The 25,760-nt window shown below is 72.9% G+C and carries 25 protein-coding genes; 14 read left to right on the top strand and 11 right to left on the bottom strand.

The window, feature by feature from the left end; genetic code table 11:
- Window positions 1-11: 11 nt before the first annotated feature.
- The gene (locus PH203_RS36270) at window positions 12-476 is read right to left on the bottom strand and encodes a nuclear transport factor 2 family protein (RefSeq protein ID WP_289925709.1); all 465 of its coding nucleotides are present in this window, start codon (window positions 474-476) and stop codon (window positions 12-14) included.
- Window positions 477-490: 14 nt separating this feature from the next.
- On the bottom strand, window positions 491-952 hold the full coding sequence (locus PH203_RS36265) for a nuclear transport factor 2 family protein (protein ID WP_289925708.1): 462 nt from the start codon (window positions 950-952) through the stop codon (window positions 491-493).
- A 150-nt stretch (window positions 953-1,102) separates the two neighbouring features.
- Here PH203_RS36265 and PH203_RS36260 point away from each other — a divergent pair, with 150 nt between their 5' ends.
- From PH203_RS36260 to PH203_RS36220, 9 genes are all read left to right on the top strand, one after another.
- On the top strand, window positions 1,103-2,689 hold the full coding sequence (locus PH203_RS36260) for an AMP-binding protein (protein ID WP_289925707.1): 1,587 nt from the start codon (window positions 1,103-1,105) through the stop codon (window positions 2,687-2,689).
- Between the two features lie 88 nt (window positions 2,690-2,777).
- Window positions 2,778-3,065: an antibiotic biosynthesis monooxygenase family protein gene (locus tag PH203_RS36255; RefSeq protein WP_289925706.1), complete on the top strand. Its 288-nt coding sequence runs from the start codon at window positions 2,778-2,780 to the stop codon at window positions 3,063-3,065.
- A complete protein-coding gene (locus PH203_RS36250; protein WP_289925705.1) occupies window positions 3,062-4,780 on the top strand; it encodes an FAD-dependent oxidoreductase in 1,719 nt (572 codons plus the stop codon). Before PH203_RS36255 ends, PH203_RS36250 begins: the two co-directional genes overlap by 4 nt.
- A gap of 2 nt (window positions 4,781-4,782) precedes the next feature.
- A complete protein-coding gene (locus tag PH203_RS36245) occupies window positions 4,783-5,568 on the top strand; it encodes an SDR family NAD(P)-dependent oxidoreductase (protein WP_289925704.1) in 786 nt (261 codons plus the stop codon).
- Window positions 5,569-5,643: 75 nt separating this feature from the next.
- Window positions 5,644-6,600 (top strand): aromatase/cyclase, encoded by a 957-nt coding sequence (locus tag PH203_RS36240; RefSeq protein ID WP_289925703.1) that lies wholly within the window; start codon window positions 5,644-5,646, stop codon window positions 6,598-6,600.
- A 319-nt stretch (window positions 6,601-6,919) separates the two neighbouring features.
- The gene (locus tag PH203_RS36235) at window positions 6,920-8,704 is read left to right on the top strand and encodes an acyl-CoA dehydrogenase (RefSeq protein ID WP_289925702.1); all 1,785 of its coding nucleotides are present in this window, start codon (window positions 6,920-6,922) and stop codon (window positions 8,702-8,704) included.
- Window positions 8,705-8,774: 70 nt separating this feature from the next.
- Window positions 8,775-9,653 carry a 4'-phosphopantetheinyl transferase superfamily protein gene (locus tag PH203_RS36230; protein ID WP_289925701.1) on the top strand — a complete coding sequence of 293 codons (879 nt, stop codon included), beginning with the start codon at window positions 8,775-8,777 and terminating at the stop codon, window positions 9,651-9,653.
- 143 nt (window positions 9,654-9,796) lie between these two features.
- Window positions 9,797-10,477 carry a response regulator transcription factor gene (locus tag PH203_RS36225; RefSeq protein ID WP_289925700.1) on the top strand — a complete coding sequence of 227 codons (681 nt, stop codon included), beginning with the start codon at window positions 9,797-9,799 and terminating at the stop codon, window positions 10,475-10,477.
- 215 nt (window positions 10,478-10,692) lie between these two features.
- Window positions 10,693-12,990, top strand: coding sequence for a condensation domain-containing protein (locus tag PH203_RS36220; protein ID WP_289925699.1), 2,298 nt, complete (start codon window positions 10,693-10,695; stop codon window positions 12,988-12,990).
- A gap of 65 nt (window positions 12,991-13,055) precedes the next feature.
- Here PH203_RS36220 and PH203_RS36215 read toward each other — a convergent pair whose 3' ends face one another.
- The 5 genes from PH203_RS36215 to PH203_RS36195 all read right to left on the bottom strand — a co-directional run bounded on the left by PH203_RS36215 (window position 13,056) and on the right by PH203_RS36195 (window position 16,369).
- The gene (locus PH203_RS36215) at window positions 13,056-14,042 is read right to left on the bottom strand and encodes an AMP-binding protein (RefSeq protein ID WP_289925697.1); all 987 of its coding nucleotides are present in this window, start codon (window positions 14,040-14,042) and stop codon (window positions 13,056-13,058) included.
- A 59-nt stretch (window positions 14,043-14,101) separates the two neighbouring features.
- Window positions 14,102-14,335: a hypothetical protein gene (locus PH203_RS36210; RefSeq protein WP_289925696.1), complete on the bottom strand. Its 234-nt coding sequence runs from the start codon at window positions 14,333-14,335 to the stop codon at window positions 14,102-14,104.
- Window positions 14,335-14,529, bottom strand: a complete 195-nt coding sequence (locus PH203_RS36205; protein ID WP_289925694.1) for a hypothetical protein — start codon at window positions 14,527-14,529, stop codon at window positions 14,335-14,337. Before PH203_RS36205 ends, PH203_RS36210 begins: the two co-directional genes overlap by 1 nt.
- Window positions 14,526-14,852, bottom strand: a complete 327-nt coding sequence (locus PH203_RS36200) for an acyl carrier protein (protein ID WP_289925693.1) — start codon at window positions 14,850-14,852, stop codon at window positions 14,526-14,528. The genes PH203_RS36205 and PH203_RS36200 overlap by 4 nt, the downstream gene beginning before the upstream one ends.
- A gap of 128 nt (window positions 14,853-14,980) precedes the next feature.
- Complete coding sequence (locus PH203_RS36195) at window positions 14,981-16,369, bottom strand: MFS transporter (RefSeq protein WP_289925691.1); 1,389 nt, start codon at window positions 16,367-16,369, stop codon at window positions 14,981-14,983.
- A 195-nt stretch (window positions 16,370-16,564) separates the two neighbouring features.
- Between PH203_RS36195 and PH203_RS36190 the strand changes: the two genes are divergently transcribed.
- The 4 genes from PH203_RS36190 to PH203_RS36175 all read left to right on the top strand — a co-directional run bounded on the left by PH203_RS36190 (window position 16,565) and on the right by PH203_RS36175 (window position 20,457).
- The gene (locus PH203_RS36190) at window positions 16,565-17,143 is read left to right on the top strand and encodes a TetR/AcrR family transcriptional regulator (RefSeq protein WP_289925690.1); all 579 of its coding nucleotides are present in this window, start codon (window positions 16,565-16,567) and stop codon (window positions 17,141-17,143) included.
- Window positions 17,144-17,163: 20 nt separating this feature from the next.
- A complete protein-coding gene (locus PH203_RS36185) occupies window positions 17,164-18,345 on the top strand; it encodes an SGNH/GDSL hydrolase family protein (protein ID WP_289925689.1) in 1,182 nt (393 codons plus the stop codon).
- A 148-nt stretch (window positions 18,346-18,493) separates the two neighbouring features.
- Window positions 18,494-19,480 (top strand): Gfo/Idh/MocA family oxidoreductase, encoded by a 987-nt coding sequence (locus PH203_RS36180; RefSeq protein ID WP_289925688.1) that lies wholly within the window; start codon window positions 18,494-18,496, stop codon window positions 19,478-19,480.
- Window positions 19,477-20,457: a Gfo/Idh/MocA family oxidoreductase gene (locus PH203_RS36175; protein WP_289925686.1), complete on the top strand. Its 981-nt coding sequence runs from the start codon at window positions 19,477-19,479 to the stop codon at window positions 20,455-20,457. Before PH203_RS36180 ends, PH203_RS36175 begins: the two co-directional genes overlap by 4 nt.
- 95 nt (window positions 20,458-20,552) lie before the next feature.
- On the opposite strand, the gene PH203_RS36170 is transcribed toward PH203_RS36175, so the two are convergent.
- From PH203_RS36170 to PH203_RS36155, 4 genes are all read right to left on the bottom strand, one after another.
- A complete protein-coding gene (locus PH203_RS36170) occupies window positions 20,553-21,350 on the bottom strand; it encodes a class I SAM-dependent methyltransferase (RefSeq protein WP_289925685.1) in 798 nt (265 codons plus the stop codon).
- Between the two features lie 32 nt (window positions 21,351-21,382).
- Window positions 21,383-22,102, bottom strand: a complete 720-nt coding sequence (locus PH203_RS36165; protein WP_289925684.1) for a class I SAM-dependent methyltransferase — start codon at window positions 22,100-22,102, stop codon at window positions 21,383-21,385.
- Between the two features lie 93 nt (window positions 22,103-22,195).
- Complete coding sequence (locus PH203_RS36160; RefSeq protein WP_289925682.1) at window positions 22,196-23,452, bottom strand: cytochrome P450; 1,257 nt, start codon at window positions 23,450-23,452, stop codon at window positions 22,196-22,198.
- A 188-nt stretch (window positions 23,453-23,640) separates the two neighbouring features.
- Window positions 23,641-24,258: an NAD(P)H-dependent oxidoreductase gene (locus PH203_RS36155; protein WP_289925681.1), complete on the bottom strand. Its 618-nt coding sequence runs from the start codon at window positions 24,256-24,258 to the stop codon at window positions 23,641-23,643.
- 291 nt (window positions 24,259-24,549) lie between these two features.
- On the opposite strand from PH203_RS36155, the gene PH203_RS36150 reads away from it, so the two are divergent.
- Window positions 24,550-25,743, top strand: a complete 1,194-nt coding sequence (locus PH203_RS36150) for a cytochrome P450 (RefSeq protein WP_289925679.1) — start codon at window positions 24,550-24,552, stop codon at window positions 25,741-25,743.
- The last annotated feature ends 17 nt before the right edge of the window (window positions 25,744-25,760 follow it).

The following is a 25,760-nucleotide window of genomic DNA, read 5'->3' as shown; positions in this document are numbered from 1 at the left end:
CCGCCCTTCGGTCAGAACGACAAGTGGTCCGGTGTGACCCGGCGTTCACGGGTCAGCAGGCCGCCGGTGTCGTCGTGGACCAGGACGTCCTCGACGACCGCGCTCGGGCCGAGGACCGGGGCGGGCTCCCCGGGCCGGGTGACCGCGACCAGCAGGTAGTAGTGCGTGAGCAGGGTGCCGTCCGGGCCCGGCTCCACGCGCAGCATGTTGTGCCAGTGGCGGCGGCGCACCTGCTCGGTGCCGAACCTCCGCTCGTGGGCGGCCCGCAGCGCCGCCGCGATCGCCGTCCGGCCCCGCGCCGGGGGCGCGCCCGGAGCCGGTGCGAAGACCCCGTCCTCGGTGAACGTCGCGGCGAACTCCTCGGCCCGCAGGTCGTCCAGGAAGGCGACCTGCCGGGCGTAGAACTGCTGCACCTGCGTGTACGGGTCGGCCGGGCCGGTGCCGGCCGAGGCCTGTCGCGGGGCGTGACTCGTCATCAGGAACCTCCCGGTCACGCCAGGTCGTCGCGGGTCACGAGGCGGTAGCGGGTGCGCAGCCTGCCGCGCACCCGGACCAGTACGTCCTCCATCACGCACACCCGCAGCACCCGTGAGGAACCGCCGAGCGGAGTGGCGTACACCAGCGCGTAGCAGCGGGTGCGCAGCTCCTCGTCCTGCTGTGCCCGGATGTCGAGCATGCCGATCCAGTGCCGCAACTGCTCGCCGCTGCGCTCCTGCTGGGCCTTGTTGCGCAGCACGTTCGCCGCCAGGGCGGCGCGGCCGCGCACCGGTTCGTCGAGGGTGGGGACGTCGAAGACGGCGTCCTCGGTGAAGGTGGCCGCCCAGCGCTCGGCGTCGTGCTCGTCGAAGAGCTGCATCTGGTGCGAGTAGTACTGCTGCACCTGTGCGTACAGGTCGCCGAACTCCTTCGCGTCGGTGGGGAGTTCGGCGGGGGTGAGCATGTCGGTGGTCATGGGACCGGCCCTCCGTTCCGTGATGTGCGCCCCACTCTGCGCAGCACAGATCGAGCACCCTTCGAACATTCCTCAAGCGGCCCGGCAGAACGTGAGAGACGCCGAGCGGTGCACGCGCCGCCCCACCGAGCCCCCGGAGGAGAACGAGCCGTGCCGGACTTCACGTACCCCGACCTCCCCGTGCACGGACTGCTGCGGACGGCGGCCGAACGCGACCCGCACGGCATCGCCGTGCGCACCGCGGACACGGCCCTCTCCTTCCGCGAACTGGCCGCCAGGGCCGACCGGATCGCCGCCTACGTCCAGCAGGAGACCGCCGGACGCACGGATGTGCGGGTCGGCGTCGCGAACGTCCTCGACCCGGTCTTCGCCGCCGCCTACTACGGCGTCATGGCCGGTGGGGCGCAGGTCGTGCTGGTCAATCCGCTGATCGGCGACGACGGACTGCGGCATGTCTTCGCCGCGTCCGGGGCCGAGATCGCGCTGGTGCCCTCGGCGACCGCCCAGCTGCTGGCCAAGATGCAGGACACGCTGCCCGCCCTGCGCAGCATCGTCGTGACCGACGGCCCCGAGATGGCGGTGCCGCCCGGCTGTGTGCCGCTGGAGACCGTCCTGGAGACGGCTTCGGCCACCCCACGCCGGGTCGACCCCGACCGGGACTCGGTCGCCTGCGTGCAGTTCACCACCGGCACCACCGGACCGCCCAAGGGCGTGCTGCTCACCCACCGCAACGTGGTCGCCAACGCCTGGCAGACCGCGCAGGCACACCGGCTGGGCCGGGACTCGGTCACCGTCAACCATCTGCCGCTGTACCACGTCATGCACCTCAACTCGGCGCTGTACGCGGGCGCCTGCCAGGTGCTGTGCAAGGACCCCGACCCGCTCGTCTCCCTGGCCGTGGCCGCCGGCGTCGGCGCCACCCACTACTACGGGCTGCCCGCACGCCTGCACCGCCTCGCCGCGGACGAACGCCTCGCCGGGACCCCGCGCGAGGCACGGGGCGGACCCCGGCTCACGGCCGTGCTGTCCGGCGGCTCGGGCCTGGGCCGGGAGGCCGCCCGCACCCTGCGCGGCCTGCTCGGCGTCCCCGTCATCCAGGGCTACGGCATGGCCGAACTCTCCCCGCTCACCCACTGCCAGGCCCCCGGCCTCGACCGTCCCGGCGCGGTCGGCCTCCCGGTGCCCGGCACCGCGTGCCGGCTCGTCGACGTCACCACCCGCCGGACCGTCGACGTCTGGTCCACCGGCGAGGTCCAGGTCAAGGGCCCCCAGCTGATGGCCGGTTACCTCGGCGAGGACAGCTGCGCACGCATCGACGTGGACGGCTGGTTCTCCACCGGTGACGTCGGATACGTCGACGACGACGGCGCCCTGTGGCTGGTGGACCGGCTCGACGACATCTTCAAGTACGACAACGAGATCGTCTCGCCCAGCCGCGTCGAACAGATCCTCGGCGCCGACCCGCGCGTCGCCGAGTGCGTGGTCGCCGGCTGGCCCGACCGCGAGCACGGAGCCCTGGTCTGGGCGGGCGTCGTGCTCCGCCCCGACGACCGCCCGGACAGCGCCCACCAGACCCTCGACGTCCTCGAGTCGGTCGCGGCCCGGGCCAACGAACACCTCGCCCACTTCGAGCGGATCCGCCTCACCGAAGCCCTGGACGCCGTACCCCGCACGCCCGTCGGGAAACCGGCGCGGCGCCTGGCGCGGCTACGCCTCAAGGAGCGGGCCGCAAGCTGACCCCCTGCCCCACCCGGGCCCGCCCCGGCCCGGACCACCCCTGGCCCCTGTCCTCCCGCCCCCTTTCCCACGTACTCAGGAGACGACCATGGTGACCTTCGTCAACAAGCTGACCGTGCACGGTGACATCGACACCTTCCTCGCCGTCAAGGGCCGGCTGACCTCCTACATGTCCGCCCAGCCCGGCTACGTCAGCCACCTCACCCTGCGCCACGCGGGCACGCCCAACGTCTTCCTGGAGCTCGCCGTCTGGAAGGACGCCGCCGCCCACCAGAAGGCCGTGCGCAGCGAGGAGTTCCAGTCGATCGTCAAGGGCCTGGGCCCGCTGGCCACGCCCGACCCGGGCCTGTACGAGATCGTCGAGGAGAGCGCGTGACCACCGACCACGACCGGCCGCGGGCGCTCGTCGTCGGCGCGGGCGCCGTCGGTCTGACCGCCGCCCATGAACTCGCCCGCAGGGGAGTGCGGGTGCGGCTCGTCGACGCCGCGCCCGGGCCCGCCACCACCAGCCGGGCCGTCGCCGTGCACCCCCGCACCCTGGAGACGTTCGCGCAGATGGGCGTCGTCGACGACCTGCTGACGCGGGGGCGGCAGAACCGTGCCTTCACGATGTACTCCGGGGGCCGCCGACTGGTGCGTCTTGAGGCGGACTACTCGACGATGCCCACCTCGTACCCGTACACGCTGATCGTCCCGCAGACCGAGACCGAGGCCGTGCTGCGCGAGGCCGTGGCCCGCCTCGGGGTCGACGTCGAGTGGGGCGTGCGGCTGACCGGGTTCACCCAGGACGCGGACGGGGTGCGGGTCGGGCTGCGCGACGCCGACGGGACCCAGACAACCGTACGGACGTCCTGGCTGGTCGGCTGCGACGGCGGGCACAGCACCGTGCGCAAGCTGCTCGGACTGGAGCTCATCGGCGAGTCCAGCGAGACCTGGATGCTCGCCGACGCGCCCGTCGAGACCGACCTGCCGCCCGACACCATCTACTGGACCCACACCGGCGGACACGCGCTGATGATGGTCCCCTACGCCCGCGACGGGCACTGGCGGCTGCTGGACACCGCGCCCGCACCGGACGGCGGCACCGCGGAGCTCGGCGCCCGGCTCTCCGCGGGGCTCGGCCGGGACGTCAAGGTCGGCGAGGCCGAGTGGACGTCCACCTTCACCTTCCAACAGCGGATGGTCGAACGCATGCACAAGGGCCGGGTCTTCGTGGCCGGGGACGCCGCCCATGTGCACAGCCCCGCCTCCGGACAGGGCATGAACACCGGCGTCCAGGAGGCGTACAACCTCGCCTGGAAGCTCGCCCAGGTCGACCTGGGCAACGCGGGACGGACGCTGCTCGACACCTACAGCGAGGAGCGGGTACCGATCGGCGAGGCGCTGCTCGGCTCCACCCGCACCGCGACCTTCCTCGTCCAGCTGAAGAACCTGCTGGCCTCGGCCGCGCTGCCGGTCGTCTTCACGGTCGTGCGCAATGTGCGGCCGCTGCGCAAGGCCATCCAGCGCAAGGTCCTCGGCGGTATGTCCGGGCTGCGCATCGGCTACGACGAGTCCTCCCTGAGCACCGTCGACGCCTACCGGGAGATCGCCGGGACCGTGTCGCTGTCGGTGTCCGTGCCGACCCCGGGCCCCGGCCCCGGCCGGCGGATCACCGAGGCCCAGGTCCACGATCCCGGCTCGCCCGGCTGCCGCGCCCTGCACGACGAACTGCGCGACCCCCGCTGGTCGTTGCTGCTCGCCGCGGGCGGCACCGGACCCGGGGACACCCCCGGCGGCGTCGCCGTGACCGCCGCCGTCCAGTACGGCGAATGGCTCTCCGTACGGACGGTCGACGGCGCCGACACCGACGGACCCGCCCCGCTCGCCGACCCCGACGCCCGGCTGCGCACCGCGCTCGGCCTGGCCCCGGGCTCCTGGGTGCTGGTGCGCCCCGACGGCTATGTCGCCGCGCGCGGCCACAAGCTGACCCGCGGCGTCCTGAACCGGGCCTTCGCCCCGCTCGGCCTCGCCGCCCCGCTCGCCGGACAGGCCCCACGGGAACCGGGCCCCGCCCTGCTCACCCCCGCCAACCCGCCCAAGGAGTACTGATCGTGACCGACAACCAGTCCACCGCCCTGGTCACGGGCGCGACGAGCGGCATCGGCCTGGCGGTCGCCCGGCAGCTGGGCGGCAGCGGTCACCGGGTTTTCCTGTGCGCCCGGGACGAGCAGAAGGTCAAGCAGACCGTCGAGGACCTGCGTGCCGAGGGTCTGACCGTCGACGGCATCGCCGCCGACGTACGCGACAAGGAGTCGGTGGCCGGGCTGGTGGCCGCGGCCGTCGAGACCTTCGGGCCGATCCGCGTCCTGGTGAACAACGCCGGGCGCAGCGGCGGCGGGGTGACCGCCGATCTCACCGACGAGATCTGGTACGACGTCGTCCAGACCAACCTCAACAGCGTCTTCCTCGTCACCCGCGAGGCGCTGAAGAACGGCGGCCTCGCCGAGGCCGGCGACCGCGGCCGGATCATCAACATCGCCTCCACCGCGGGCAAGCAGGGCGTCCTGCTCGGCGCCCCCTACAGCGCCTCCAAGCACGGCGTGGTCGGCTTCACCAAGGCGCTCGGCCGGGAACTCGCCCCGTCCGGTGTCACCGTCAACGCCGTCTGCCCCGGGTATGTGGAGACGCCCATGGCCCAGCGGGTCCGCCAGGGCTACGCCGCCGCCTGGGACACCACCGAGGACCGGGTCCAGGAGCAGTTCGAGGCGAAGATCCCCCTCGGCCGCTACTCCACCCCCGAGGAGGTCGCCGGCCTCGTCGGCTATCTCACCTCGCCGCTCGCCGCCTCCATCACCGCACAGGCGCTCAACGTGTGCGGCGGACTCGGCAACTTCTGAACCCGCGGCCGCGGCCGCCGTACCCGCAACCGCACCCAGCCCACAGCAGACCCGCAGGAAGAAGAGGTGTTTGTGGTGACGAACGAACACGTTCACCGCACGTCGCACTCGGTCGAGGTGGCCGCCCCGGCCGGAGTCGTCTACGGACTGATCTCGGACGCGGTGCGCTGGCCGCTGTTCTTCCCGGAGAACGTGCATGTGGAGCGCCTGGAGTTCGACGGCACCAACGAGCGGCTGCGGATGTGGGCGACCGCCGACGGGCGGGTGCGCTCCTGGCTCTCCCAGCGGATCCAGGACCCCAGGACGCGGTGCGTCGAGTACCACCAGACGCATCCGCAGCTGCCCGTGACGTCCATGCGCGGCACCTGGCTCGTCGAGGAGCGGACCGGCGCGACCAGCGTGCTGACCCTGCTGCATGACTTCACGGTGCACGGGGACGGCGCGGCCGAGGCGGCCTGGGTGGAAGGGGTCCTCGACGTCAACTCCCGGGCGGAGCTGGCGAATCTGAAGACGCTCGCGGAGCGGTGGACCAAGCTGGACGAACTCGTGCTGTCCTTCGAGGACACGGTCCGCATCGAGGCGGACGCCGAGCACGTCTACGACTTCCTCTACCGGGTCGCGGACTGGCCCAGGCTCGTACCGCACGTGTCACGGCTGGAGCTCACCGAGGACATCCCCGGGGTGCAGCTGATGTCGATGGACACGCTCACCGCGGACGGGTCCTCGCACACCACCGAGTCGGTGCGGATCTGTTTCCCGCACGCGGGACGCATCGTCTACAAGCAGACCGCGACGCCCGCTCTGATGGAGGCGCACACCGGGGAGTGGAACGTCGTCTCCGACGAGAGGGGGGTGACCGCGGTTGCGCAGCACAGCGTGGTGCTGCGCGAGGAGGCCGTGGAGCGGGTGCTGGGGCCGGGCGCCGACCTCGCCCAGGCCCGCCGCTATGTCCGCGAAGCCCTGGGGCGCAACTCCACCGCCACGCTCCACCTGGCCCGGCAGTACGCGGAATCCCTGACCCGGGTGGCGTAGGTTCCCTGCTTCCGACCGAGGACCGACCGAGGCTGCCGCGCCCCCGTGGGGGGAGCGGCAGCCCTTTCGCGGGTCGCGACCCGGTGGGGAACCGCTGGAGAGGCGGTCGCGGAACTCACGAGTTCCGCTGGAGAGTTGCTCGGAAACCGCTCGGAAATCGCTCGGGAAAAAACCGCCTGTGCGGTCTGTTCAGCGGATTCGGGTGAGCGGCCGCACCGGGCGCCCCCGATTCCTGGACCGGATGTCGAGCACCGCTCCAGCGCGCTGCGAGCAGCCGCCGTCAGCGTCGAGCGTAGGCATGCGACAGGTATGCACCGTGATGAAGGAGCTGACCACCGCCGCCATGACCACCACCGCCGAGACCGTATACGCAGCCGGCGCCGCGCGCGGCCGTTGGGAAGCGGACGCCCTCGCGCGTGCCGCACGGCTCGAGGCCCGGCTCGGCGATCCGTACGACCCCGCCAACCCGCACGGCCTGCGCGCCGTCTTCGCCGCCGACGGCCGGCGCACCCCGCCCGCCGCCACCGAGGCACTGCTCGCCGAGACCGGCCTGGGTGCCGAGTTCGTACCCGCCGAGTACGGCGGCCGGCTCACCCGCGCCGACCTCCTCGCCCGCACCCTGCGCCCCGTCTTCCGGCGCGACACGGCACTCGGCTTCGGGTACGGCATCACCTCGCTGTTCGCCACCGGAGCGGTCTGGGCCGCGGGCAGCGCGGCACAGCGCCGCGAGCTGGCGGACCTGCTGCTCGGCGGCGGCCGGGCGACGATCCTCCACCACGAACTCGCCCACGCCAACGCCATCCTGAGGGACGAGTTCACCGCCCGGACGCTGCCCGGGGGCGGCCGCGGGCTGCACGGCCGCAAGGACCTCATCATCAACGCGGCACGGGCCGACGCCCAGATCGTCTACGCCCGCACCGACGAGGCCCGGGGCCCGCGCAGCCACTCCGTCTTCCTCCTCGACCCCGCGCAGTCCGAGCCCGGCACCATGCGGCACCTGCCGCGGATCGAGACCTCCGGCATGCGCGGCGCGCTCTTCTCCGGCCTCGAGTTCCACGGCCGCCCGCTGCCCGAGGACGCGCAGGTCGGCCGTACCGGCGAAGGCGTCGCGCTCGCCCTGCGCACCTTCCAGGTCAACCGCAGCGTCATCTGCGGGGTCGTCACCGCGGCCGCCGACACCGTCCTGCACTCCGCGGTGCGGGCCGTGACCACCGGGCGCAGCGGGCCCGTCGCCCGCCGCTGGCACAAGGCGCTCACCGGAGTCTTCGCCGACCTGCTGGCCTGCGACGCGATGGCCACCGTCGCCCTGCGCGCGCTCGGGCTGCTGCCCGACCGGGCCCATGTGCTGGCCGCCGCCGTCAAGTACGTGGTGCCCGACCTGTTGCGGGAGAACCTGGAGGAGCTCGCCACCGTCCTGGGCGCCCGCGGCTACCAGCACGGCAGCGCGGAGTACGGTGCCCTCGACAAGCTCGTCAGGGACCTGCCGGTCGCCGGGCTCGGCCACGCCGGCACCGCCGCCTGCCAGGCCGTGATCGTGCCGCAGCTGCGCACCCTCGCCGAGAGCGCCTGGTTCGCCGAGGACGAGCCGCCGCCCGAGCTGTTCCGCAAGGGCGCCGAACTCCCGCCGCTGGACTACCGGTTGCTGGGCATCGCGGGCGGCGGCGACTTCATGGCCGCCTCCCTCATCGGGTCGGCCGACCGGCTCGCCCCGTCCCGCGGCGTCGGCGGTCAGATCACCGTCCTCGCGGAACTCGCCGAGGCCTTCGTCGCCGAACTGCGCGCGCTGCGCGAGACCTGCCGGCTGCTGCCGCCCTACGGCGTCTCCGCGCTCGGCGATCCCGCGGTGTGCGTGCTCAGCGACCGTTACAGCCTGATTGCCGCCGCGGCCGCGGTCCTCGGCGTCTGGGAGGGCCAGGACGGCAGCGATCCGTTCCTCGCCGACGCGGCCTGGGTGGTGCTCGCCCTGTCCCGGATCGGCAAACGGCTCGGCATCCCGGTGCCCGACCTGCCCGACGGCTGCATGACACACGTACTGGACGAACTGATCCGCCGCTACCGGGCCGGCATCGCCTGCGACCTGGACGCGACGCCGCTCGCCCAGTGAGCGTCCGGGCACCGGGGAAGCAGCGGACCAGAACCGATCAGCGGACAGGGACCGGAGAGGGAGGGACACCGTGAACCCGTCGACGCGAGCCGAGGCCGACACCACCATGGCCGACATCTCGTCCATACCGGACGACGCCGACCGCATCAGCGAGCCGATCCACGTCAGCGGCCCCGACGGGCCCTGGGACCTGGTGCGCGAGGGCATGCGGCTGCGCGGCAACGCCGTGGTGTACACCACCTGGGGCGAATGGCTCACCACCGCCGTCACCGACCCCGCGCTCAGGCCGCTGCTCGGCCGCGACTGGACGCGCTACCGGCGCACCGCCGACCCCGTCATCCGCTTCCGGTTCGTCGCCTCCCGGCTGGCCACCAAGTTCACCGCCGCGGCCGCCCTGGACACCGAGGCCGCCGAACTCGACCTCGCCTACAAGATCGGCGGACGGCCCTATCTGCGCGGACTCGACCAGATCGACGTGAGCCTGACGCACACCGACGACCTGATCGCCGTCGGCGTCAGCCGCAACGGGCGCATCGGCGTCGACGCCGAACCCTCCGGCCGCAAGATGCAGTTCGACCTGATGCAGGACCATGTGTGCACACCCGCCGAGCGCGCCGAGCTCCAGTGGCTGCCGGACGCCGAGCGGTCGGCCGGACTGCTGCGGCTGTGGACGCTGAAGGAGGCCTACACCAAGGCCCTCGGGCAGGGACTGCGGCTGGGATTCGCCGAGTTCGGCTTCGGCGCCGGCAGCGCCGGACTGCTCGCCCCGGACGGCACGCCCGCCGCCCGCGGCGAATGGGCCTTCACCACCCAGCAGGTCCTCGACCGCTATCTGATCAGCGTGGCCTGCCACGACGCCGGCCTGGACACCTCCCGCGACACCGCACCGCACACCATGCTCGACGAGGGCTTCATGGGCGCCGTCGCCGACCTCCTCGCCGACCCCTGAGCCCACCGGCCCCGCACCCGCGACAGGCCCCCTCGCACGCCGTTCGAGGACCTGTCCAGGAGCGGTGGAGGATCCGCGGCGAGGGCGTCCGAGGGTACTAAGGTGCCGGGCGACGGTTGCGGACGCAGAACGAGGAGGCCGTCGTGGCAGAGCCGGGCTTCTCGACACGGCCACCGATGCGGCGCGCCGCCCTGCAGGTGCTGCCCGGCGGCGCACCCCACCGCCCCGCCGCCCCGGACCATACGGCCGAGGGCCCGGTCCGGGTGTACGTGCTCGGCACGGACCCGCTCGCCCGCACCGGCATCAGATCCCTCCTCGACGGCCGCCCCGCGCTGCACGTCGTGGGCGACGGCAACGGCAGCGACGTCTCCTCCGCACACCCGGACGTCGTCCTGTGCCACGGCACCGTCCCCGCCGTCCCGCCCGTGCACGGCTGCCCGCTCCTGGTCGTCGGCGGCACCGGTACGGCACCCGGCGCGGCCCACGGCCATCTGCCCGCCACCGTCACCGCCGACCAGCTCGCCGCCGCGGTCGTGCTGGCCGCCGCCGGATACGCCCTGACCGCCCGGCAGGGCGGGCCGACGGCCGGGGAACCGGTGCGTACGGTTTCCGACGCCGACCCGGCGACGCTCACCGAACGGGAGCGGGAGGTCCTCGGCATGGTCGCCTGCGGACTCTCCAACGCGGAGATCGCCGACGCGCTGACGCTGTCCGAGCACACCGTCAAGACGCATGTGCAGAACCTGCTCGGCAAACTGCGCCTGCGCAACCGTCTGCACGCCGCGATCTACGCCTTCGAGACGGGCCTGCGCACCACCCGCTGAGCCCCGGCACCGCCCGCCGCGGGCCGCCCGGACCAGCACGGTGTCAGCGCCGTATCAGGGCCGTATGGGCGGACCTGCGCATACTCGTTCCGCGCTCGCAGAGAGGGGAGGGAGGGGGATCTCCGCAGCCGTACGCGGAGGCCGTGCACACAGCCGTACGTGTGGACAGCACACCGTACGCGCGGCCACCCGGACGTGTGCGCCCCGGACAGCCGATGACCGACCACCACGTCCCGCCCCCGCCGCCCGAGGAAGCGACGACCGTCTTCGTCGACCTGGGCCGGCCCCCCTACGACACCCCCGCCCTGGAACTGCGCGGCCCCCTCGACACGGCCCGGCTCACCGCGGCCCTCGACCACCTCGCCGTCCACGACCCGCGCGCCCCCCTCTGGCGGCACCACGTCGACGAACTCGCCCCCGGCCACCACGCCTTGCGGCTCGCCGCCGACACCCCGGACACCCCGGCCGACACCTTCCCCTACGGACGGCTCGCCGACCTCCTCACCCACCCGCTGCCCGGCGCCCGCCCCACCCGCAGCGCCGCCGCGACCCCGCTCCAGCGTGAACTCCTCGCCGACTCCGACGCCCATCCGGGCCGCCACGTCGAGCAGCTCACCCTCGCCTGGCACGGCCCCCTCGACCTCGGACGCCTGCGCACGGCCTGGCAGTCCGTCACCGACCGCGAGACCCTGCTGCGCGCCGCCTTCGACGACGGGGACGAACCCGTCGTCGTCCTCCACGACCACGTCGACGCCGCGGTCCTCTGGCTGCCGCACGGCGCGATCCGCTGGAGCGACCTGGTCGAGCACGACCGGCGCCGTGGCATCGACCCGCGCCTGCCCGGGCCGCTGCGCGTGACGGTCCTCGCCGCCGGGCCGGCCACGGACGACCGGCCGGCGCCGGCCCGCATGCTGCTGACCTACCACCACGCCCTGCTGGACGACTGGAGCGCGCGTCTGCTGCTCCGCGAGTTCTACCGGGCGTATCTGGCGGGCGGCGGGCTTCCCGGCGGCGAACGCCGCCCCGACATCCGCGACTACGGCCGCTGGCTCGACCGGCAGGACAACGGGCCGGCGCGCGACTTCTGGTCCACGGCGCTGCCCTCGCCCGCCGAGGCGGCGTGGCCGGTGCAGGAGCCGGCGGAGGCGGCCGGTCCGGGGACGCCGGGGCCGTCGCAGCCCCTGCCGCCCGCCGAGGCCGGCCCGCGCGGAGACGCCGTGCCGTCCGCCCCGAACACCGACGCGGCCGACCGGGCGGCGACGCAACCGTCGGCCGCGCCGCGGCCCCCGGAGTCCGCCGACGCCCCTCCCGCGGCCGTACCGCCCTCCGACGCCCTCGGCCGCACACGGCTGCGTCTGACAACCGCCCAGACCGAGCGGCTCGGCGCCTGGGCCGCGCACTGGGGCACCACCGAGAGCAGCGTCCTGCAGGCCGTGTGGGCCCTGCTGCTGTACCGGGCCTCCGGGGCCCGGAGTTCGGCACGCGTCCGCTTCGGCGTCACCGCCTCCGGGCGCGGCATCCTCTTCGAGGGCGCCGAACGCCTGCCCGCGGCCCTGCGCACCGCGCTGCCGCTGTCCGTCGAGGTCGACCCCCACGTCACCATGGTGACGCTGCTGTCCGAACTCCGGGACCGGGTCCTGGACATGTCCGGCTACGAATGGGTCTCCCCGGGACAGATCCGGGACTGGGCCGCAGGTGAGACCGGGGCGGCGACCGGGGACGCCGTCGAGGAGGACGGGACTCTCCTCGTGTTCGAGTCCCGGCCCCGCGACCCCGACGACCTCGCCGACGCGCTCGCCGCTCAGGGCGTCCGCGTCGCGCAGCTGGAGACCCTGGGCGCCCGTACGGCGTTCCCGCTCACGCTCGTCGCGCACCATGACGGCGACGGCAGGCTCGTGCTGACCGCGTCCTACGACCGGGCCCGGCTCGACGACGCCGCCGGTGTCCTCACGCACAGCGCGCTGCTGCTGAGCGAACTGCCGTACGTGGCGGGGGACTCCACGACCGTGGCCGACGTCCTGGAGCTGCTCTCCGCCGTCGTGGACGCCGCCGACGCCGTCGCGCCCGTCCGGGACGCCGACAGCATGCCGGACCGTCAGCCGGTGAGCCTGCTGCCACCGGCCGAGGCGGAACCCCCGCTCGTCCCGCTGCGCGCCGCACGGACCGCCGGCGCGGGCACCGTGTGCCTCCTGCAGACCCACGGCACCCCCCGCTCCCGCTACGACCGGCTCGCCCGGGCCTACCGCGGTCCCGAGTCGATCGTCCTGCTGCGCTCCCTGCCCGGCGGCACCCACGGCCGGTACAGCGCGCTGCGGCCCGTGGCCGACGCGGCGGAACTCCTCGTCCTGGGCGCCTTCTCCGGCGGCGGGAGCGTCGCCTACGAGATCGCGCGGCGTATCGCGGCGAACGGCGTCCGCCCTCCGCTCGTGGTCCTCACGGGGGCCGGGGCCGACGTCGAGGGGCACGCCCGGATGCTGGAGACGGCCGCGGAACGGGCCGGGCACCCGGGGTGAACGGCGGGCGGCGGACGTCCGCGCGCTGAGGGGACTTCCCGGGGTGGCGGTGCAGTGTCCCGCCGTCAGTTCCCGGCGGTCGAGGCGGCCATGGCCGGTGCCCCGATCGGGGTGCGGCCTGCCGCCGTGTCCGCCAGCACCCATGGCGTCCGCGGGCAGTACGTGACCCGGACGGCTGTCCCGGTGCTGCCGTACGTGGTGATCAGCTGCGCGTCCGGCGCGATACCGGAAGCCCACCAGCGGCGCACGTCCGCGGGGATCAGGGGTTCGCCGGCGAGCACGACCCGGCGCAGGGCGGGCAGCCGGACCTTCTCGGCCACGGCCTCGGCCAGCAGGCTCCCGAAGGCGGAGGGCTTCCGGGTCAGGACGGTGACCTCCCGGGAGGCCAGCAGTCGGGCGAACCCGAGCGCGTCCGCCGCCGTCTCCCGTTCCACGACGATCAGCCGGCCACCGTGCAGCAGCGGCCCCCACAGCTCCCAGACGCCGGAGCCGAGGCCCAGTCCGTGGAGCAGGGTCCACACGTCCTCGGGTCCGGTGCCGAGCAGCGGGACCGCCGCGTCCAGCAGGGCCAGGACCTGGGCGTGGCTCACGACGCCGGCCGGACTCGGGGCGGGGGCGACGTACGCGGTGTCCCCGGGCAGGTGCGCCCGGGGGGCGGGATGCGTCCGGCGGGAGGCCAGCGTGTAGGGACCGGTCCTGGCGATCGGGGTCTCGTCGGGGAGCAGACCGCTGTCCGACACCACCAGGCCGACGCCGAAGTCCTGAAGCAGCCGCTCCTGCCCGCCCGTCGCCCGGCCGGCTCCCACCGTCATGTAGGCGGCACCGGAGCGCAGGATGCCGAGGACGCCCGCGGGCGCGTACCGGGTGCGCCCGGCGCGCAGTGCCACCAGCCGGCCGTGGCCCGTGCGGCTGCGCAACAGCCGGGCCACCTCGTCGGCGAGCCACTCCAGCTCCAGATACGTCGCCTCGCCCCCGGCGTCCGACGCCGCGGTACGGGCGGCGTTGCGGGTGGCGACCTTCGCGAACCTGCTGTCGATGCGGTCGGCGTCCATCGGGACCTCCAGTCGGCGGGGGCAGGCTGTCGGAGCAGGGCGAGGCGTGGTGCCGTCCGCTACGCGGCCTGCTCGGCGAGTGCGGGCCGGTCCTCGGCCGCCTCCGGTCGAGGACCGAAGCTCGCCGCGTCCGCGAGGGCCGCCGCGCGGGCGGCCGCCTTGGACTCCTCGGCGCGAAGACCCTCCGGCCGCTCGCCGAGCGGCGCACGCAGGCGTACGGCCGTGAGCAGGCCGGCGATGACCGTGCGGGTGCGTGGCGGCAGTTGGCGCAGCAGGGTCAGGGGAGTGGTCATCAGTGGGCCTCCAGGACGTACAGCCAGGGTCGGGGCGTGCCGAGCGGCACGGTGCAGAGCGGGACCACGGCAGCCGCGGCGAACAGCTGCGCGGTCCACAGCTCCAGGGAGAACGGCATGTCGTAGCCGCCCGGCTCCGGCTCGCAGCGGTCGGCGAGCGGGGTCTCCGGGCGGGTGGTGGCCGCGGCCCTCATGCTCCGGCCCTCGTGTCGAGGACGTCGGAGCCGAGTACGCCGGAGCCGAGGGTGGCGGTGTGAGCGGCCGGGACCTGGTCCGCCAGGAACAGGCTCAGCTCCGTCACCGTCGGATGGGCGAGGAACTCACCCACCGTCAGGGAGACGCCCAGCCGGCTCTTGAGGGTCTGGGTGATCCGCGCGGCGCACATCGAATGGCCGCCGACCTCCAGGAAGTTCTGGTCGTCGCGGAACTCGTCGTGGCCGAGACCCTCCGCCCAGGCGGTGTGCACCAGCGCGGCCAGTCGGACGGCCCTGTCTCGGATGGGGGGCGTCGATGTCATGGGCGGTTCCTTGAGGAGTTCGGGAAGCGGCGGGAGGGCGAATCTCCTGGGCACTCTCCGGGACACGGAGACAGTCCTTCAGAGACTCGCCCGAAGCGCTGGAGAGTCGCTCAACCCCCGGTCCAGGGTCAGCGGCGGCGCATGGCCAGCGCGGCCAGCAGCGCGCACCCCGCGAAGGCCGCCCCCGTCGCGAACCCGCCCGGCAGGCCGCCGGTGTGCGAGGAGACCATCACGAGCGTGGCCAGACCGATCGAACCGCCCACGGACTGCAGCGAGTTGAGCACGCTGGACGCCGCGCCCGCCTCGTCGCCGCGCAGTCCCGAGGTGGCCAGAATGGTCGGCGGCAGCACACTGAACGCCATGCCCGCGCCCAGCAGCACCAGGGCCGGCAGCACGGTGCCCGCGTAGCCGTCGCCCGCAGAGAGCCGGGACAGCCACAGGTTGCCCGTCACCAGCAGCGCCGCACCCGTCGCCCACAGCAGGCGGGCGCCGAAGCGCCGTTCGAGCCGCACCGCGGCCACCGCCGACACCGCCATGGTGACCGGCAGCGGCAGCAGCGCCCACGCGGTGCTCAGCGCCGACCAGCCGTGCTGCTGCTGGAAGTACTGGTTGAGGAAGAAGTACGTACCGATCAGCGCGCCGGGCACCGCGAGCGTCCCCAGGTAGGCCAGCAGCCGGTCCCGGTCGGCGAACAGCCGCGGTACCACGATCGGCTGCTGGGCCCGCCGCTCGACGGCCGCGAACACCGCCAGCGTCACCACCCCGCCCAGCACGCAACCGACCACCACCGGGTCGCTCCACTCCCGTTCGGCGGCCTGCGCGAGGCCGTACACGAGCAGCGCGGCGCCGAGCGCCGACAGCAGCGCGCCCGGCAGGTCGAAGCGGCCGCGGTGGCGCGGGGTCTCGTCGAGCACGAACGGCGCGAGCAGCACGATCGCGAGGCCCAGCGGTACGTCGAGGTAGAGCACCCAGCGCCAGGAGCTGAGCGAGGTGAGCGCCCCCGCGAGCAGCAGCCCGCCGGCGGTGCTGGCCGCGCCCACCGTGGTGCACACGGCGATCGCCCGCTTGCGGGAGGCCCCTTCCGCGAACGTGCTCAGCAGCAGCGCGAGCCCGCTGGGCGCCGCGAGCGCCGCACCGGCGCCCTGCACCGCCCGTACGGCGATGAGGAACTCACCGGACTGCGCGAAGCCGCGCACGGCCGCGGCCGCCGTGAACAGGGCGACGCCCGCCATGAACACCCGGCGGCGGCCCAGGATGTCCCCGGCCCGGCCGCCGAGCAGCAGTAGTCCGCCGAAGGTCAGCAGATAGGCGTTGATCACCCACGACGCGCCCACCGCGGACAGCCCGAGCCCCTCACGCAGCCCGGGCAGGGCGATGTTCACGATCGGGTCGTCGAGCTGGATCATCGCGTTGCACCCGGCGATCACCGCGAGTGCGGCGGCGCCGCGCGCCCGGCTCCGCACGCGCGGTGCGGGTGCCTGGGGCACCGCAACCTGCTCCGACACCTGCGCGGTCATGGACGGCCTCCTGACGACGGACGGCGAATGGCGATTGCCGGTCACCGTCCCAAGAACCGCCGGAGGAACGGTCCAGCCTCGCTCGAAGCCGACTCGGCATCGACCCGCCCGCCTGATGCAGAAGCTGATTTGCCTAAAGGTTTTAGGTAAATGCACAATGGTCTTAGCCAGGTACAGCAACCCGGAAGGTCGCCCATGGCCCGTGCAGGACTGACCGCAGAGCGTCTCACCAGGGCCGGTGCCGACCTCGCCGACGAGATCGGCTTCGAGCAGGTCACCGTCTCCGAACTCGCCCGCCGCTTCGACGTCAAGGTCGCGAGCCTGTACTCGCACGTGAAGAACTCCCACGACCTCAAGACCCGGATCTGCCTCCTCGCTCTGGAGGAACTCGCCGACCGGGGTGCCACGGCCCTCGCCGGCCGGGCCGGCAAGGACGCCCTGACCGCCCTGGCCGACGTCTACCGTGACTACGCCCGCGAACACCCCGGCCGCGCCACCGCCGCCCGGATGCGGCTCGACCCGGAGACCGCCGCCGCCAGCGCGGGCGTGCGGCACGCCGAGATGACCCGCGCGATCCTGCGCGGCTACGACCTGACGGAACCGGACCAGACCCACGCCGTCCGGCTGCTCGGCAGCGTCTTCCACGGCTACGTCAGCCTGGAGGCGGGCGGCGGCTTCAGTCACAGCGCCCCCGACTCCGACGAGACCTGGGTCCGCGTCCTGGACGCCCTCGACGCTCTGCTGCGCAACTGGCCCGCCCGCACCGACCGTTGAGCCACCTGTAGAGGACACCGATGACCCCCCGCTGGACCACCACCCCCCTCACCGCCGACCTCCTGCGCGGCGCCCTCGACCTGGAGCGCACCGAACTCGGCGTCCTGCCCCACCGCCTGCCCGCCCGGGCCCGCGCCCAGTGCGCGGACCCCCAGCTCCTCATGGCGGAGTCCCAGCCCTCCGGCGTACGCCTGGTGTTCCGCACGACCGCCACCACCGTGGAGCTGGACACGCTGCCCACCAAGCGGTCCTACGTCGGTGCCCCGCCCCGCCCCGACGGCGTCTACGACCTGCTCGTCGACGGCCGTCCCACCGCTCGGGCCGTCGCGCCCGGCGGTCATGTCGTGACCGTCGACATGGCCGCGGGCACCGCCGAGCACCGTCCGGGCGCGCCCGTCACGGTCCGCTTCGGCGAACTGCCCGCGCGGGACAAGGAGGTGGAGATCTGGCTCCCGCACAACGAGACGACCGAGCTCATAGCCCTGCGCACCGACGCCCCCGTGGCGCCGGTGCCGCGGCGCGGCGACCGCAGGGTGTGGCTGCACCACGGCAGTTCGATCAGCCACGGCTCCGACGCGGCGAGCCCGACCGGGACCTGGCCCGCCCGCGCCGCGGCCCTCGCCGCCGTCGACCTCGTCAACCTGGGGCTGGCGGGCAGCGCGCTCCTCGACCCCTTCACGGCGCGGACGTTGCGCGACACGCCCGCCGACCTGATCAGCGTCAAGATCGGCATCAACCTGGTCAACACCGACCTGATGCGGCTGCGCGCCTTCGGACCCGCCGTCCACGGCTTCCTGGACACCATCAGGGAAGGCCATCCGACCACGCCCCTCCTGGTCGTCTCCCCGATCCTGTGCCCCATCCACGAGGACACCCCGGGCCCCAGCGCCCCGGACTTCACCGACATCGCCGAGGGACAGCTCCGCTTCCGGGCGATGGGCGACCCGGCCGAGGCCGCCGCCGGCAAGCTGACCCTGACCGCCATCCGGGCCGAGCTGTCCCGCATCGTGGCGCAGCGGATCCCGGACGACCCGAACCTCCACCACCTCGACGGCCGCGCCCTCTACGGCGAGCGGGACGCCGACGCGCTCCCCCTGCCCGACGACCTCCACCCCGACGCCGCCACCCACCGCCACATCGGCGCCCGCTTCGCCGAACTCGCCTTCGCCGCCGACGGCCCCTTCGCGGAGAAGGCCCCCTAGCCCGGGGCGGATCCGCCGGGCACGGAGCCGCTCGGCCGACTCGGGTACGGCTCGAGCCCGCCGGGACTACAAACGTTGGTGATGGTCCCGGCGGACCGTGCGGGCCAGACTGATCGGGCTTCGGACGGGCGGACGAGCTGGGGGCGCCATGCGGCGGCTGGACATAGCACTGATCGGCGCGGGACTCATCGCGCGGATGCACCTGGAGGCGTGGATCGCCGCCGGCGCGTCCGTGCGGGTCCACTCCCTGGACGGGCGGGCGGCCGAACTGGCCGCGGAGTTCGGGGCGAAGGCCGTCGACTCGCTGGCCGAGGCGCTGGACGGCGCGGACGCCGTGGACATCTGCTCGCCGACCGGCACCCACCGTGACATCGCCCTCGCCGCCGTCGAACGGGGCGTGGCCGTGGTGTGCGAGAAGCCCCTCGCGGCCGATGTCACGGAGGCCGAGGAGATCGTCGAGGCCGCGGACCGGGCCGGTGTACCGGTCTACCCCGCGCACGACGTCCGCTTCGCCCCCGCCTTCGCCCGGCTCCACGAGCTGGTGGCCGCAGGGCATCTGGGCGCGGGCACGGTCGCCCGGTTCACCGTCGCCGGCTACCACCCGCGGCCCTGGACCGGCCACGCCTCCGCGGAGTCCGGCGGCATCCTGACCGACAACATGCTGCACGGCGTGGACATCGCCTACTGGATCTTCGGGGACGTCGTCCGCGTGCACGCCCACTACCAGGGCGAGATCGCCGCACCGGCCCCGCAGGGCGCCGCCGCGACCGGAACCGTCGTCCTCACGCACGCCAGTGGCGCGCTCAGCCAGGTCGTGGCCCGCTGGACCCCGACCCCGGACCCCATGATCCGCGTCGCCTACCACGTCTTGGGCACGGGTGGGACGATCGCCCACGACTCCGAGTGGCCCCAGGAGATCAAGGTGTACGGCGGTCCGGCCGGGGCCCTCGGCTACTTCGGGGAGTCCCCGTTCCACGCCGAGATCGGCGAGTTCGCCGCGGCGCTCAGGGGCGGACCCCAGCCACGACTGGTGTCCCACGACGCCCTCGCCGCCGTCCGCATCACCCAGGCCGCGGCCCGCTCCGCATGGACCGGCCGAGCCGTCGAACTGCCCGTGAAGGGGGCCGCCGCATGAAGGTCGCCGTGCTGTCGTTCGCCCACGAGCGCGCCGCGGCATACGCCCGCCTGCTGCACGCCGCGCCGGACGTGGACCTGGTCGTCGCCGACCCCGGAGGGACACGCGGCAGGGAGGCGGCCCGGGAGCTCGGCGCCGCGTACGCGGACAGCTGGGACGAGGTCTTCGCGCTGGGCCCGGCCGCCGTGGTCGTCACCGGCGCACCCGGCCACCGCCGGGAACTCGTCGAACGGGCCGCCGCGGCCGGGGCCCATGTGCTGTGCGAGCAGCCCTTCGCGGCCGACGCGGCGGACGCCGAGGCGATGGTGCAGGCGTGCGCGGACGCGGGGGTACGGCTGAGCCTCGCCTCCCCGACCTGCTACAGCCCGGCCTTCGCGGCCGTACGTGAACGGCTCTCGGACACCGAGCTGCTCGGCGCCCTGACCACCGTGCACGGGGCGTACAACGCGCCGCGTCCGGCCGGGGCGCCGGGCGGAGCGCTGGACACCAACGCGCCCGGCCTGTTCGACCTGGTCGACCTGGTGCTCGGCGGGACCCCCGCGGAGCAGGTCTACGCCCAGACGAACGGCATCCGCGGCGGTGCCTCGGACGGGGAGAGCGCGGCCCTCGTGAGCGTGCGCTACGCCGACGGAACGGTCGTGTCGGTCGACTGCAGCTGGGGCACGGACGGCGACAGGTCCGTCCATGAGCCGGCCCTGACCTTCATCGGGGAGCGGGCGAGCGTGGAGTTCGCCGGCGCCCCGCGACTCCTCGGCGGATACGACGCCGCGAGCGCCCGCGAACGGTGGGTGCTCCGCGAGGACGACCCGTACGCGGTCATGCTCGGGGCGTTCCTCACCGCGGTCCGCGAGGGGACCGCGACAGGCCCCGACGGGGCGACCGGAGTGCGGACGTTGCGCATCATCGAGGCGGCGCGGGAGTCCGCACGCACCGGGCAGCCCGTCGGGCCGGCGGCGCCGCACGCCGTGGCGTCCTAGCCGGTCCCCGTACGGCCGCCGCTGGAACGAACAGCGCAGGGGCCCACCGCCGATATCGGCGGTGGGCCCCTGCACTGCGAGCTGTCCCCGTCGGGTCAGCCGACCGGCCGGCGGGCGACGATCCTGGCGTGGTGGGGGTCGGTCTTCCCTGCCTGGATCATGGCGGTCAGGACCTCGTCCACGAACTCGTCGCCGCGGTCGCCCAACGCGGCGGCCTGGGTGGCGAATCCGGCGAGCTTGTACCGCTCGCGCATCTCGGGCAGGTCCGCCATGGTCTTCTTCGCGCTGAACGGGTGCGGGAGCTCCGGCTCGAAGTGGACGAGCTCCAGCCCCGCCTCCTGAAGCACCTTGGCCACTTCCTCGGCCGGGTACTCGTACGAGCCCGGCTGGGCCTCGGCGAGCAGGTCCTTCCACTTCGGGCTGCCCGCGATCTCCCGCAGGATCCCGAACATCCCGGGGCCCTCGGCCCGCGGATGGGCGCCCGTCCACTGCAGGACGATGTGCCCGCCCGGGCGCAGCCCGTGGGCCGCCCGGCGCAGCGGCTCGTCGATCCCGGTCACCCAGTGCAGCACCCAGGAGGAGTGGATGACCCCGAACCGGCCCTCGGGGAAGTCCAGTTGCTCGGCCGGGCAGACCTCGGCGGTCACCGGGAGCCCCTCGCAGAGCTTTTTGGTGGCCTCCACCATGGACTGCGACGCGTCGGTGGCCCAGACCTCGAACCCGCGCTCCGCGACGAACCGCGCGACCTCCCCGGTGCCGCAGCCGATCTCGGCGAACGCGCCGCCCTGCTCCAGGGTGTCACCCGTGAGCCGGAGCGCGGCCAGTGCCGTCTTGACGTGCGGTGCGTTCACCTGCGCGAAATCCTCCGCCTTCCAGGCGTGGGTCTCGGTCATCGGCGAAAGTCCTTTCTCAGGGGCCGCGACGGCTAGTCGATGCGCTCGGCGGTCAGCTGCCAGACCTGCGACAGGATCCGGCCCTCCGCGTCGAGCTGCAGGTCGGTGCGCGGCGGCTTGTTGGTCACCTGGCCGAGGATCTCGGGGGTGAAGGAGGTGTCGTACAGGGCGGGCTTGAGCTCGGTGATGTTCCACCGCTCGCCGACGATCCCGCGGAGGTTTTCCTCGCTGACCCGCTGCAGCACCGGGAAGGCCGGGCGGAGCTCCTTGGAGAAGCAGAAGAGGTGCAGCCGGGCACCCGGCTTGGTCGCACGGTGCAGAGCGGCGACGTAGCTGCGCTGGTTGTCCTCGTTGAGGCAGTGGTAGAGCGCGCTGTCGACGACGGTGTCGAAGCGGTCCTCGAAGCCGTCCAGGGTGGCCGCGTCGGCGACGGCGAACTCCACGTCCAGACCCTGGGCGCGGGCGCGCCTGCGGCACTCGTCGACGGCGTTGGCCGAGCCGTCGACACCGGTGACCTTGTAGCCGCGCGACGCGAGGAAGATGGCGTTGTCGCCGAGCCCGCAGCCGACGTCGATGACCTCGCCCTTGATCTGTCCGGCCTCCTCCAGCGCCACCAGCGCCGACTGCGCCCGGCCGATGTCCCACGGGGTGGGCAGGGCGTCCGGGGTGTCCTCGCGGTAACCCTCGTAGACGGCTTCGAGGTTGAGGTTCTCCAGGGTGACGGTGCGCAGCGTGTACTTCTCTTCGGTCACGTCAGTCTCCAGCGGGTGGTGGGGTGAGCGTGGGACGGGTTTTCTCGGCCGGCCGCCTGGGGGAGGCCGGCCGCGTACGCGCCTCGACGGTTCTCAGCCGAGAGTCAGCGGGATCTGCTCGGCCCGGGTGAAGCCGGGGCGCAGCGTCCACGGGATCTGGTCGCGGGCCACCGCGAGGGACAGGTCGGGGAACCGGGTGAACAGCGCGTTCAGCGCCACCTCCGCCTCCAGGAGGGCCAGCGGCGCCCCGAGGCAGTAGTGCGCCCCCTGCCCGAAACCGACGTGACCGTGACCGGTGTCGCGGCCGACGTCCAGACGCCGGGGGTCCTCGTACTTGCGCGGGTCGGTGTTCGCCGACAGCAGCAGCGGAATGACCGGGTCACCCTTCGGGATGGTCACCCCGCCCAGCTCCACGTCCTCGACCGGATAGCGGGGCTGCCCGAACTGGGCCGGGCCCAGCCGCATGAGCTCGTTGACGGCCTGCGCCCAACGGGACGGGTCCTCGCGCAGCAGCGCGAGCTGGTCCGGGTTCTCCAGCAGGGCGAGCACGGAGTTGCCCAGCAGATACGTCGTGGTCTCGTGCCCGGCGATCACCATGGTGAAGACGAGGGAGACCATCTCCCGGTCCGAGAGGCGGTCGCCGTCGTCCTCCTGGGCCTGGATGAAGGCACTGATCAGATCGTCACGCGGCTCGGCACGGCGGCGCGCGATGATGTCGAGCAACTGGCCGATGCTGTCGCGGAAGACCACCGGGAGCCGTTCGACATGCGCCATCGGGGTGGACAGGACGCCGCCCCAGTCGTGCCACTGCGGGCGGTCCTCCTCGTCGATGCCGATCAGTTCACAGATCACGGTGATCGGCAGCGGGTAGGAGAACGCCGCCATCAGGTCCACCGGGGAACCGTCACGGCCGGCCTCTGCCATCCGGTCCAGAAGCGTGGCGGTGATCTCCTCGACCCGGGGGCGCAGCCGGGCCACCCGGCGCGCGGTGAAGGCACGGGACGCCAGCTTGCGCAGCCGGCGGTGGTCGGGGCCGTCGATCTCGAAGATCTTGTCGGCGAGGTAATCCACCAGATCCGTCGGGATGTTGAGCTTCTTCATGATCGTGAACCGGTCGCGCGGCTCGGCCCCCGGCACCGAAGCCGGGTTGTTGACGAACACCGGATCGGTCAGCAGCCGGCGCACATCCGCGAAACGGCTGACCAGCCACATCGGCGGTCCGCCCATCAGCGTGCCGGTCAGGACCGGCGCCTGCTCGCGCAACCTGGCGTACTCGCCGAACGGGTCGGCCGTCAGCTGAGGCGAGAGCAGCTCTATCGCATCGGTCTGTTTCCCGACGGTGGTGGTCATGGGCGTTCCCCTTCTGCGTAAAAGAAAAAGCGGACCGAATGAAAACGGCGACCGACCCGGCTCTTCGGCAGATCAGCAACGCACACGGCCGACCCGGCAGCGCGACAGGCACGGACCTCCGCCGTGGTGATCGGTGCACACGGCACCGCCCGACCACCGCCAAAGCCGTGCCTGCCGGCATGAGCGAGCTACTGGGCCAGCTTCTCGAGGGTTTCGTACGCGTTCGCCTGGGACGCCTCGGCCAGCGGCTTGAACTGGGCCATCTGCGGGGCCACGTTGGCCATCGTGAGCTCGGCGGTCACGAACGTCAGATCCTCGCCGAGGCCGATCGCCTCCAGGATCGCCTTGAGATACGTCTGCTGGTAGTCGAAGGCCTCACGCGGCGTGCCGGGCGCGTAGGAGCCGCCCCGGGACAGCACGGCGACGACCTTCTTGCCGCCGAGCGGGCTGGGCGTCGCCATGTGCGCGGGGTGGACCAGGCGGTCCAGCCACGCCTTGAGCGTCGACGGGATCGTGAAGTTGTGCATCGGGACGCCGAGCACGATCACGGACGCGTCGAGCACCTCCCGGGTGATCGCCTCGGTGAGCTCGCGCTCCTGCGGGCTCTGACGCTGCTCGGCGTCCGGGTAGGTGAGCGCCTGGTGCACGGGCTCGGTGATGTGCGGGATCGGCTGGGCCGCGACATCGCGGTAGACGTAACCGGCCCCCGGGTGCTTGTCGCGCCACTCCTCGGCGAAATAGGCCGACAGCCGCCTCGACACGGATTCAGTACCGAGACTCGAATCGACATGCAGAAGCTGCGGCATGCGGACATCCCCTTGTTTGTTTCGTCGTGACGGCATGGTCTTGATCTGCACGGTCAGATTAGGTGAGCCATCGGAGCCGCATCACCCCTCGACTTGGTAGGCCCTGGTTCTCTGTTGTGTTCTTCGAGCGGATCTGGACAGGAATTCAAGTGCAGGCGCTCGAAGGGCGTTTCAGGACCGCTCGAGATCCCCGCCCCCTACCAGATCGAGGGATGACCGCACGTGGCCACTCGCCTAATGTGGCTGCGTCGACGCCGGAATGGCGGGTGTGAAAAACCGGGGAAGGATTCCATGAGCGACGCAATATCCTTCGAGGAACCGTGGGCGCGTACCCATCAGTTCGATCCGCCGGCGATATTTGATGCGCTGCGCGAGGAGCGGCCGCTCGCGAAAATGGTGTATCCCGACGGACATGTCGGCTGGATCGTCTCCAGCTATGAATTGGTGCGCAAGGTCCTCAGCGACCCGAGGTTCAGCCACAGCACGGAGATAGGGCATTTCCCGGTGACCCACCGCGGCGAGGTGATGCCCAACCATCCGAAGATCCCCGGGATGTTCATCCACATGGACCCGCCCGACCACACCCGCTACCGGCGGCTGCTCACGGCCGAGTTCACCGCCCGCCGCTCCAATCTGCTCACCGCCCGGGCCGAGGAGGTGGCCGCCGAGCAGATCGCCGTCATGCGCGAACTCGGCTCACCCGCGGACCTGGTGAAGAACTACGCCAAGCCGCTGTCCCTGCGCGTCCTGTCCGAGCTGGTCGGCCTGCCGTACAGCGAGGTGGACCGCTACGGCCACGCACCGACCCTGCTGCACGACTCCGACGGCGACCCCCAACAGGTCGCGGCCGCCATGGGACAGGCCGTCGCCTTCTTCGCCGAGGTCGTCCAGCGCTGGCGCAAGGAGCCCGAGGACGACCTGATCAGCCGTCTCATCGCCGGTGGGGAACTCACCGACGAAGAGCTCTGCAACATGATCACGCTGCTGCTCTTCGCTGGCTACGAGACCACCGAGAGCGCCCTCGCCGTCGGCGTGTTCGCCCTCCTGCACCACACCGACCAGCTCGCCGCGCTCCGCGCCGACCCCGCGAAACTCGACGGCGCCGTGGAGGAACTCCTGCGCTATCTCAGCGTCAACCAGTACGACACGTACCGCACCGCCCTGGAGGACATCGAACTCGACGGCGAGACCGTCAAGAAGGGCGACAGCGTCACCGTCTCCCTGCCCGCCGCCAACCGCGATCCGGCGAAATTCAAGTGCCCCGCCGCCTTGGACATCGACCGTGAGACCTCCGGTCACATGGCGTTCGGTTTCGGCATTCACCAGTGCCTGGGCCAGAACCTGGCGCGCGTCGAACTCCGCGCCGGATTCTCCACCCTCCTCGACGCGTTTCCCGACCTCGCTCTCGCGGTCGATTTCGAAGACGTTCCGCTGCGCCTGAAGGGATCCGTCTTCGCGGTGAAGAGCCTGCCCGTCTCCTGGTGAACTGACTTTTCTCCGAA

It is taken from the genome of Streptomyces sp. S.PB5, from assembly GCF_030403745.1.
Classification (GTDB): Bacteria; Actinomycetota; Actinomycetes; order Streptomycetales; family Streptomycetaceae; genus Streptomyces.
Note: the sequence above shows the minus strand (reverse complement) of the source record. Positions and strands in the feature narration are given on the sequence as shown.

What these genes read in the sequence shown, in the direction of transcription:
- PH203_RS36270 (WP_289925709.1), bottom strand. Translation starts at nt 476, where the DNA reads ATGACGAGTCACGCCCCGCGACAGGCCTCGGCCGGCACCGGCCCGGCC.
- PH203_RS36265 (WP_289925708.1), bottom strand. Translation starts at nt 952, where the DNA reads ATGACCACCGACATGCTCACCCCCGCCGAACTCCCCACCGACGCGAAG.
- PH203_RS36255 (WP_289925706.1), top strand. Translation starts at nt 2,778, where the DNA reads ATGGTGACCTTCGTCAACAAGCTGACCGTGCACGGTGACATCGACACC.
- PH203_RS36235 (WP_289925702.1), top strand. Translation starts at nt 6,920, where the DNA reads ATGAAGGAGCTGACCACCGCCGCCATGACCACCACCGCCGAGACCGTA.
- PH203_RS36220 (WP_289925699.1), top strand. Translation starts at nt 10,693, where the DNA reads ATGACCGACCACCACGTCCCGCCCCCGCCGCCCGAGGAAGCGACGACC.
- PH203_RS36215 (WP_289925697.1), bottom strand. Translation starts at nt 14,042, where the DNA reads ATGGACGCCGACCGCATCGACAGCAGGTTCGCGAAGGTCGCCACCCGC.
- PH203_RS36210 (WP_289925696.1), bottom strand. Translation starts at nt 14,335, where the DNA reads ATGACCACTCCCCTGACCCTGCTGCGCCAACTGCCGCCACGCACCCGC.
- PH203_RS36205 (WP_289925694.1), bottom strand. Translation starts at nt 14,529, where the DNA reads ATGAGGGCCGCGGCCACCACCCGCCCGGAGACCCCGCTCGCCGACCGC.
- PH203_RS36200 (WP_289925693.1), bottom strand. Translation starts at nt 14,852, where the DNA reads ATGACATCGACGCCCCCCATCCGAGACAGGGCCGTCCGACTGGCCGCG.
- PH203_RS36195 (WP_289925691.1), bottom strand. Translation starts at nt 16,369, where the DNA reads ATGACCGCGCAGGTGTCGGAGCAGGTTGCGGTGCCCCAGGCACCCGCA.
- PH203_RS36190 (WP_289925690.1), top strand. Translation starts at nt 16,565, where the DNA reads ATGGCCCGTGCAGGACTGACCGCAGAGCGTCTCACCAGGGCCGGTGCC.
- PH203_RS36185 (WP_289925689.1), top strand. Translation starts at nt 17,164, where the DNA reads ATGACCCCCCGCTGGACCACCACCCCCCTCACCGCCGACCTCCTGCGC.
- PH203_RS36180 (WP_289925688.1), top strand. Translation starts at nt 18,494, where the DNA reads ATGCGGCGGCTGGACATAGCACTGATCGGCGCGGGACTCATCGCGCGG.
- PH203_RS36175 (WP_289925686.1), top strand. Translation starts at nt 19,477, where the DNA reads ATGAAGGTCGCCGTGCTGTCGTTCGCCCACGAGCGCGCCGCGGCATAC.
- PH203_RS36170 (WP_289925685.1), bottom strand. Translation starts at nt 21,350, where the DNA reads ATGACCGAGACCCACGCCTGGAAGGCGGAGGATTTCGCGCAGGTGAAC.
- PH203_RS36160 (WP_289925682.1), bottom strand. Translation starts at nt 23,452, where the DNA reads ATGACCACCACCGTCGGGAAACAGACCGATGCGATAGAGCTGCTCTCG.
- PH203_RS36155 (WP_289925681.1), bottom strand. Translation starts at nt 24,258, where the DNA reads ATGCCGCAGCTTCTGCATGTCGATTCGAGTCTCGGTACTGAATCCGTG.
- PH203_RS36150 (WP_289925679.1), top strand. Translation starts at nt 24,550, where the DNA reads ATGAGCGACGCAATATCCTTCGAGGAACCGTGGGCGCGTACCCATCAG.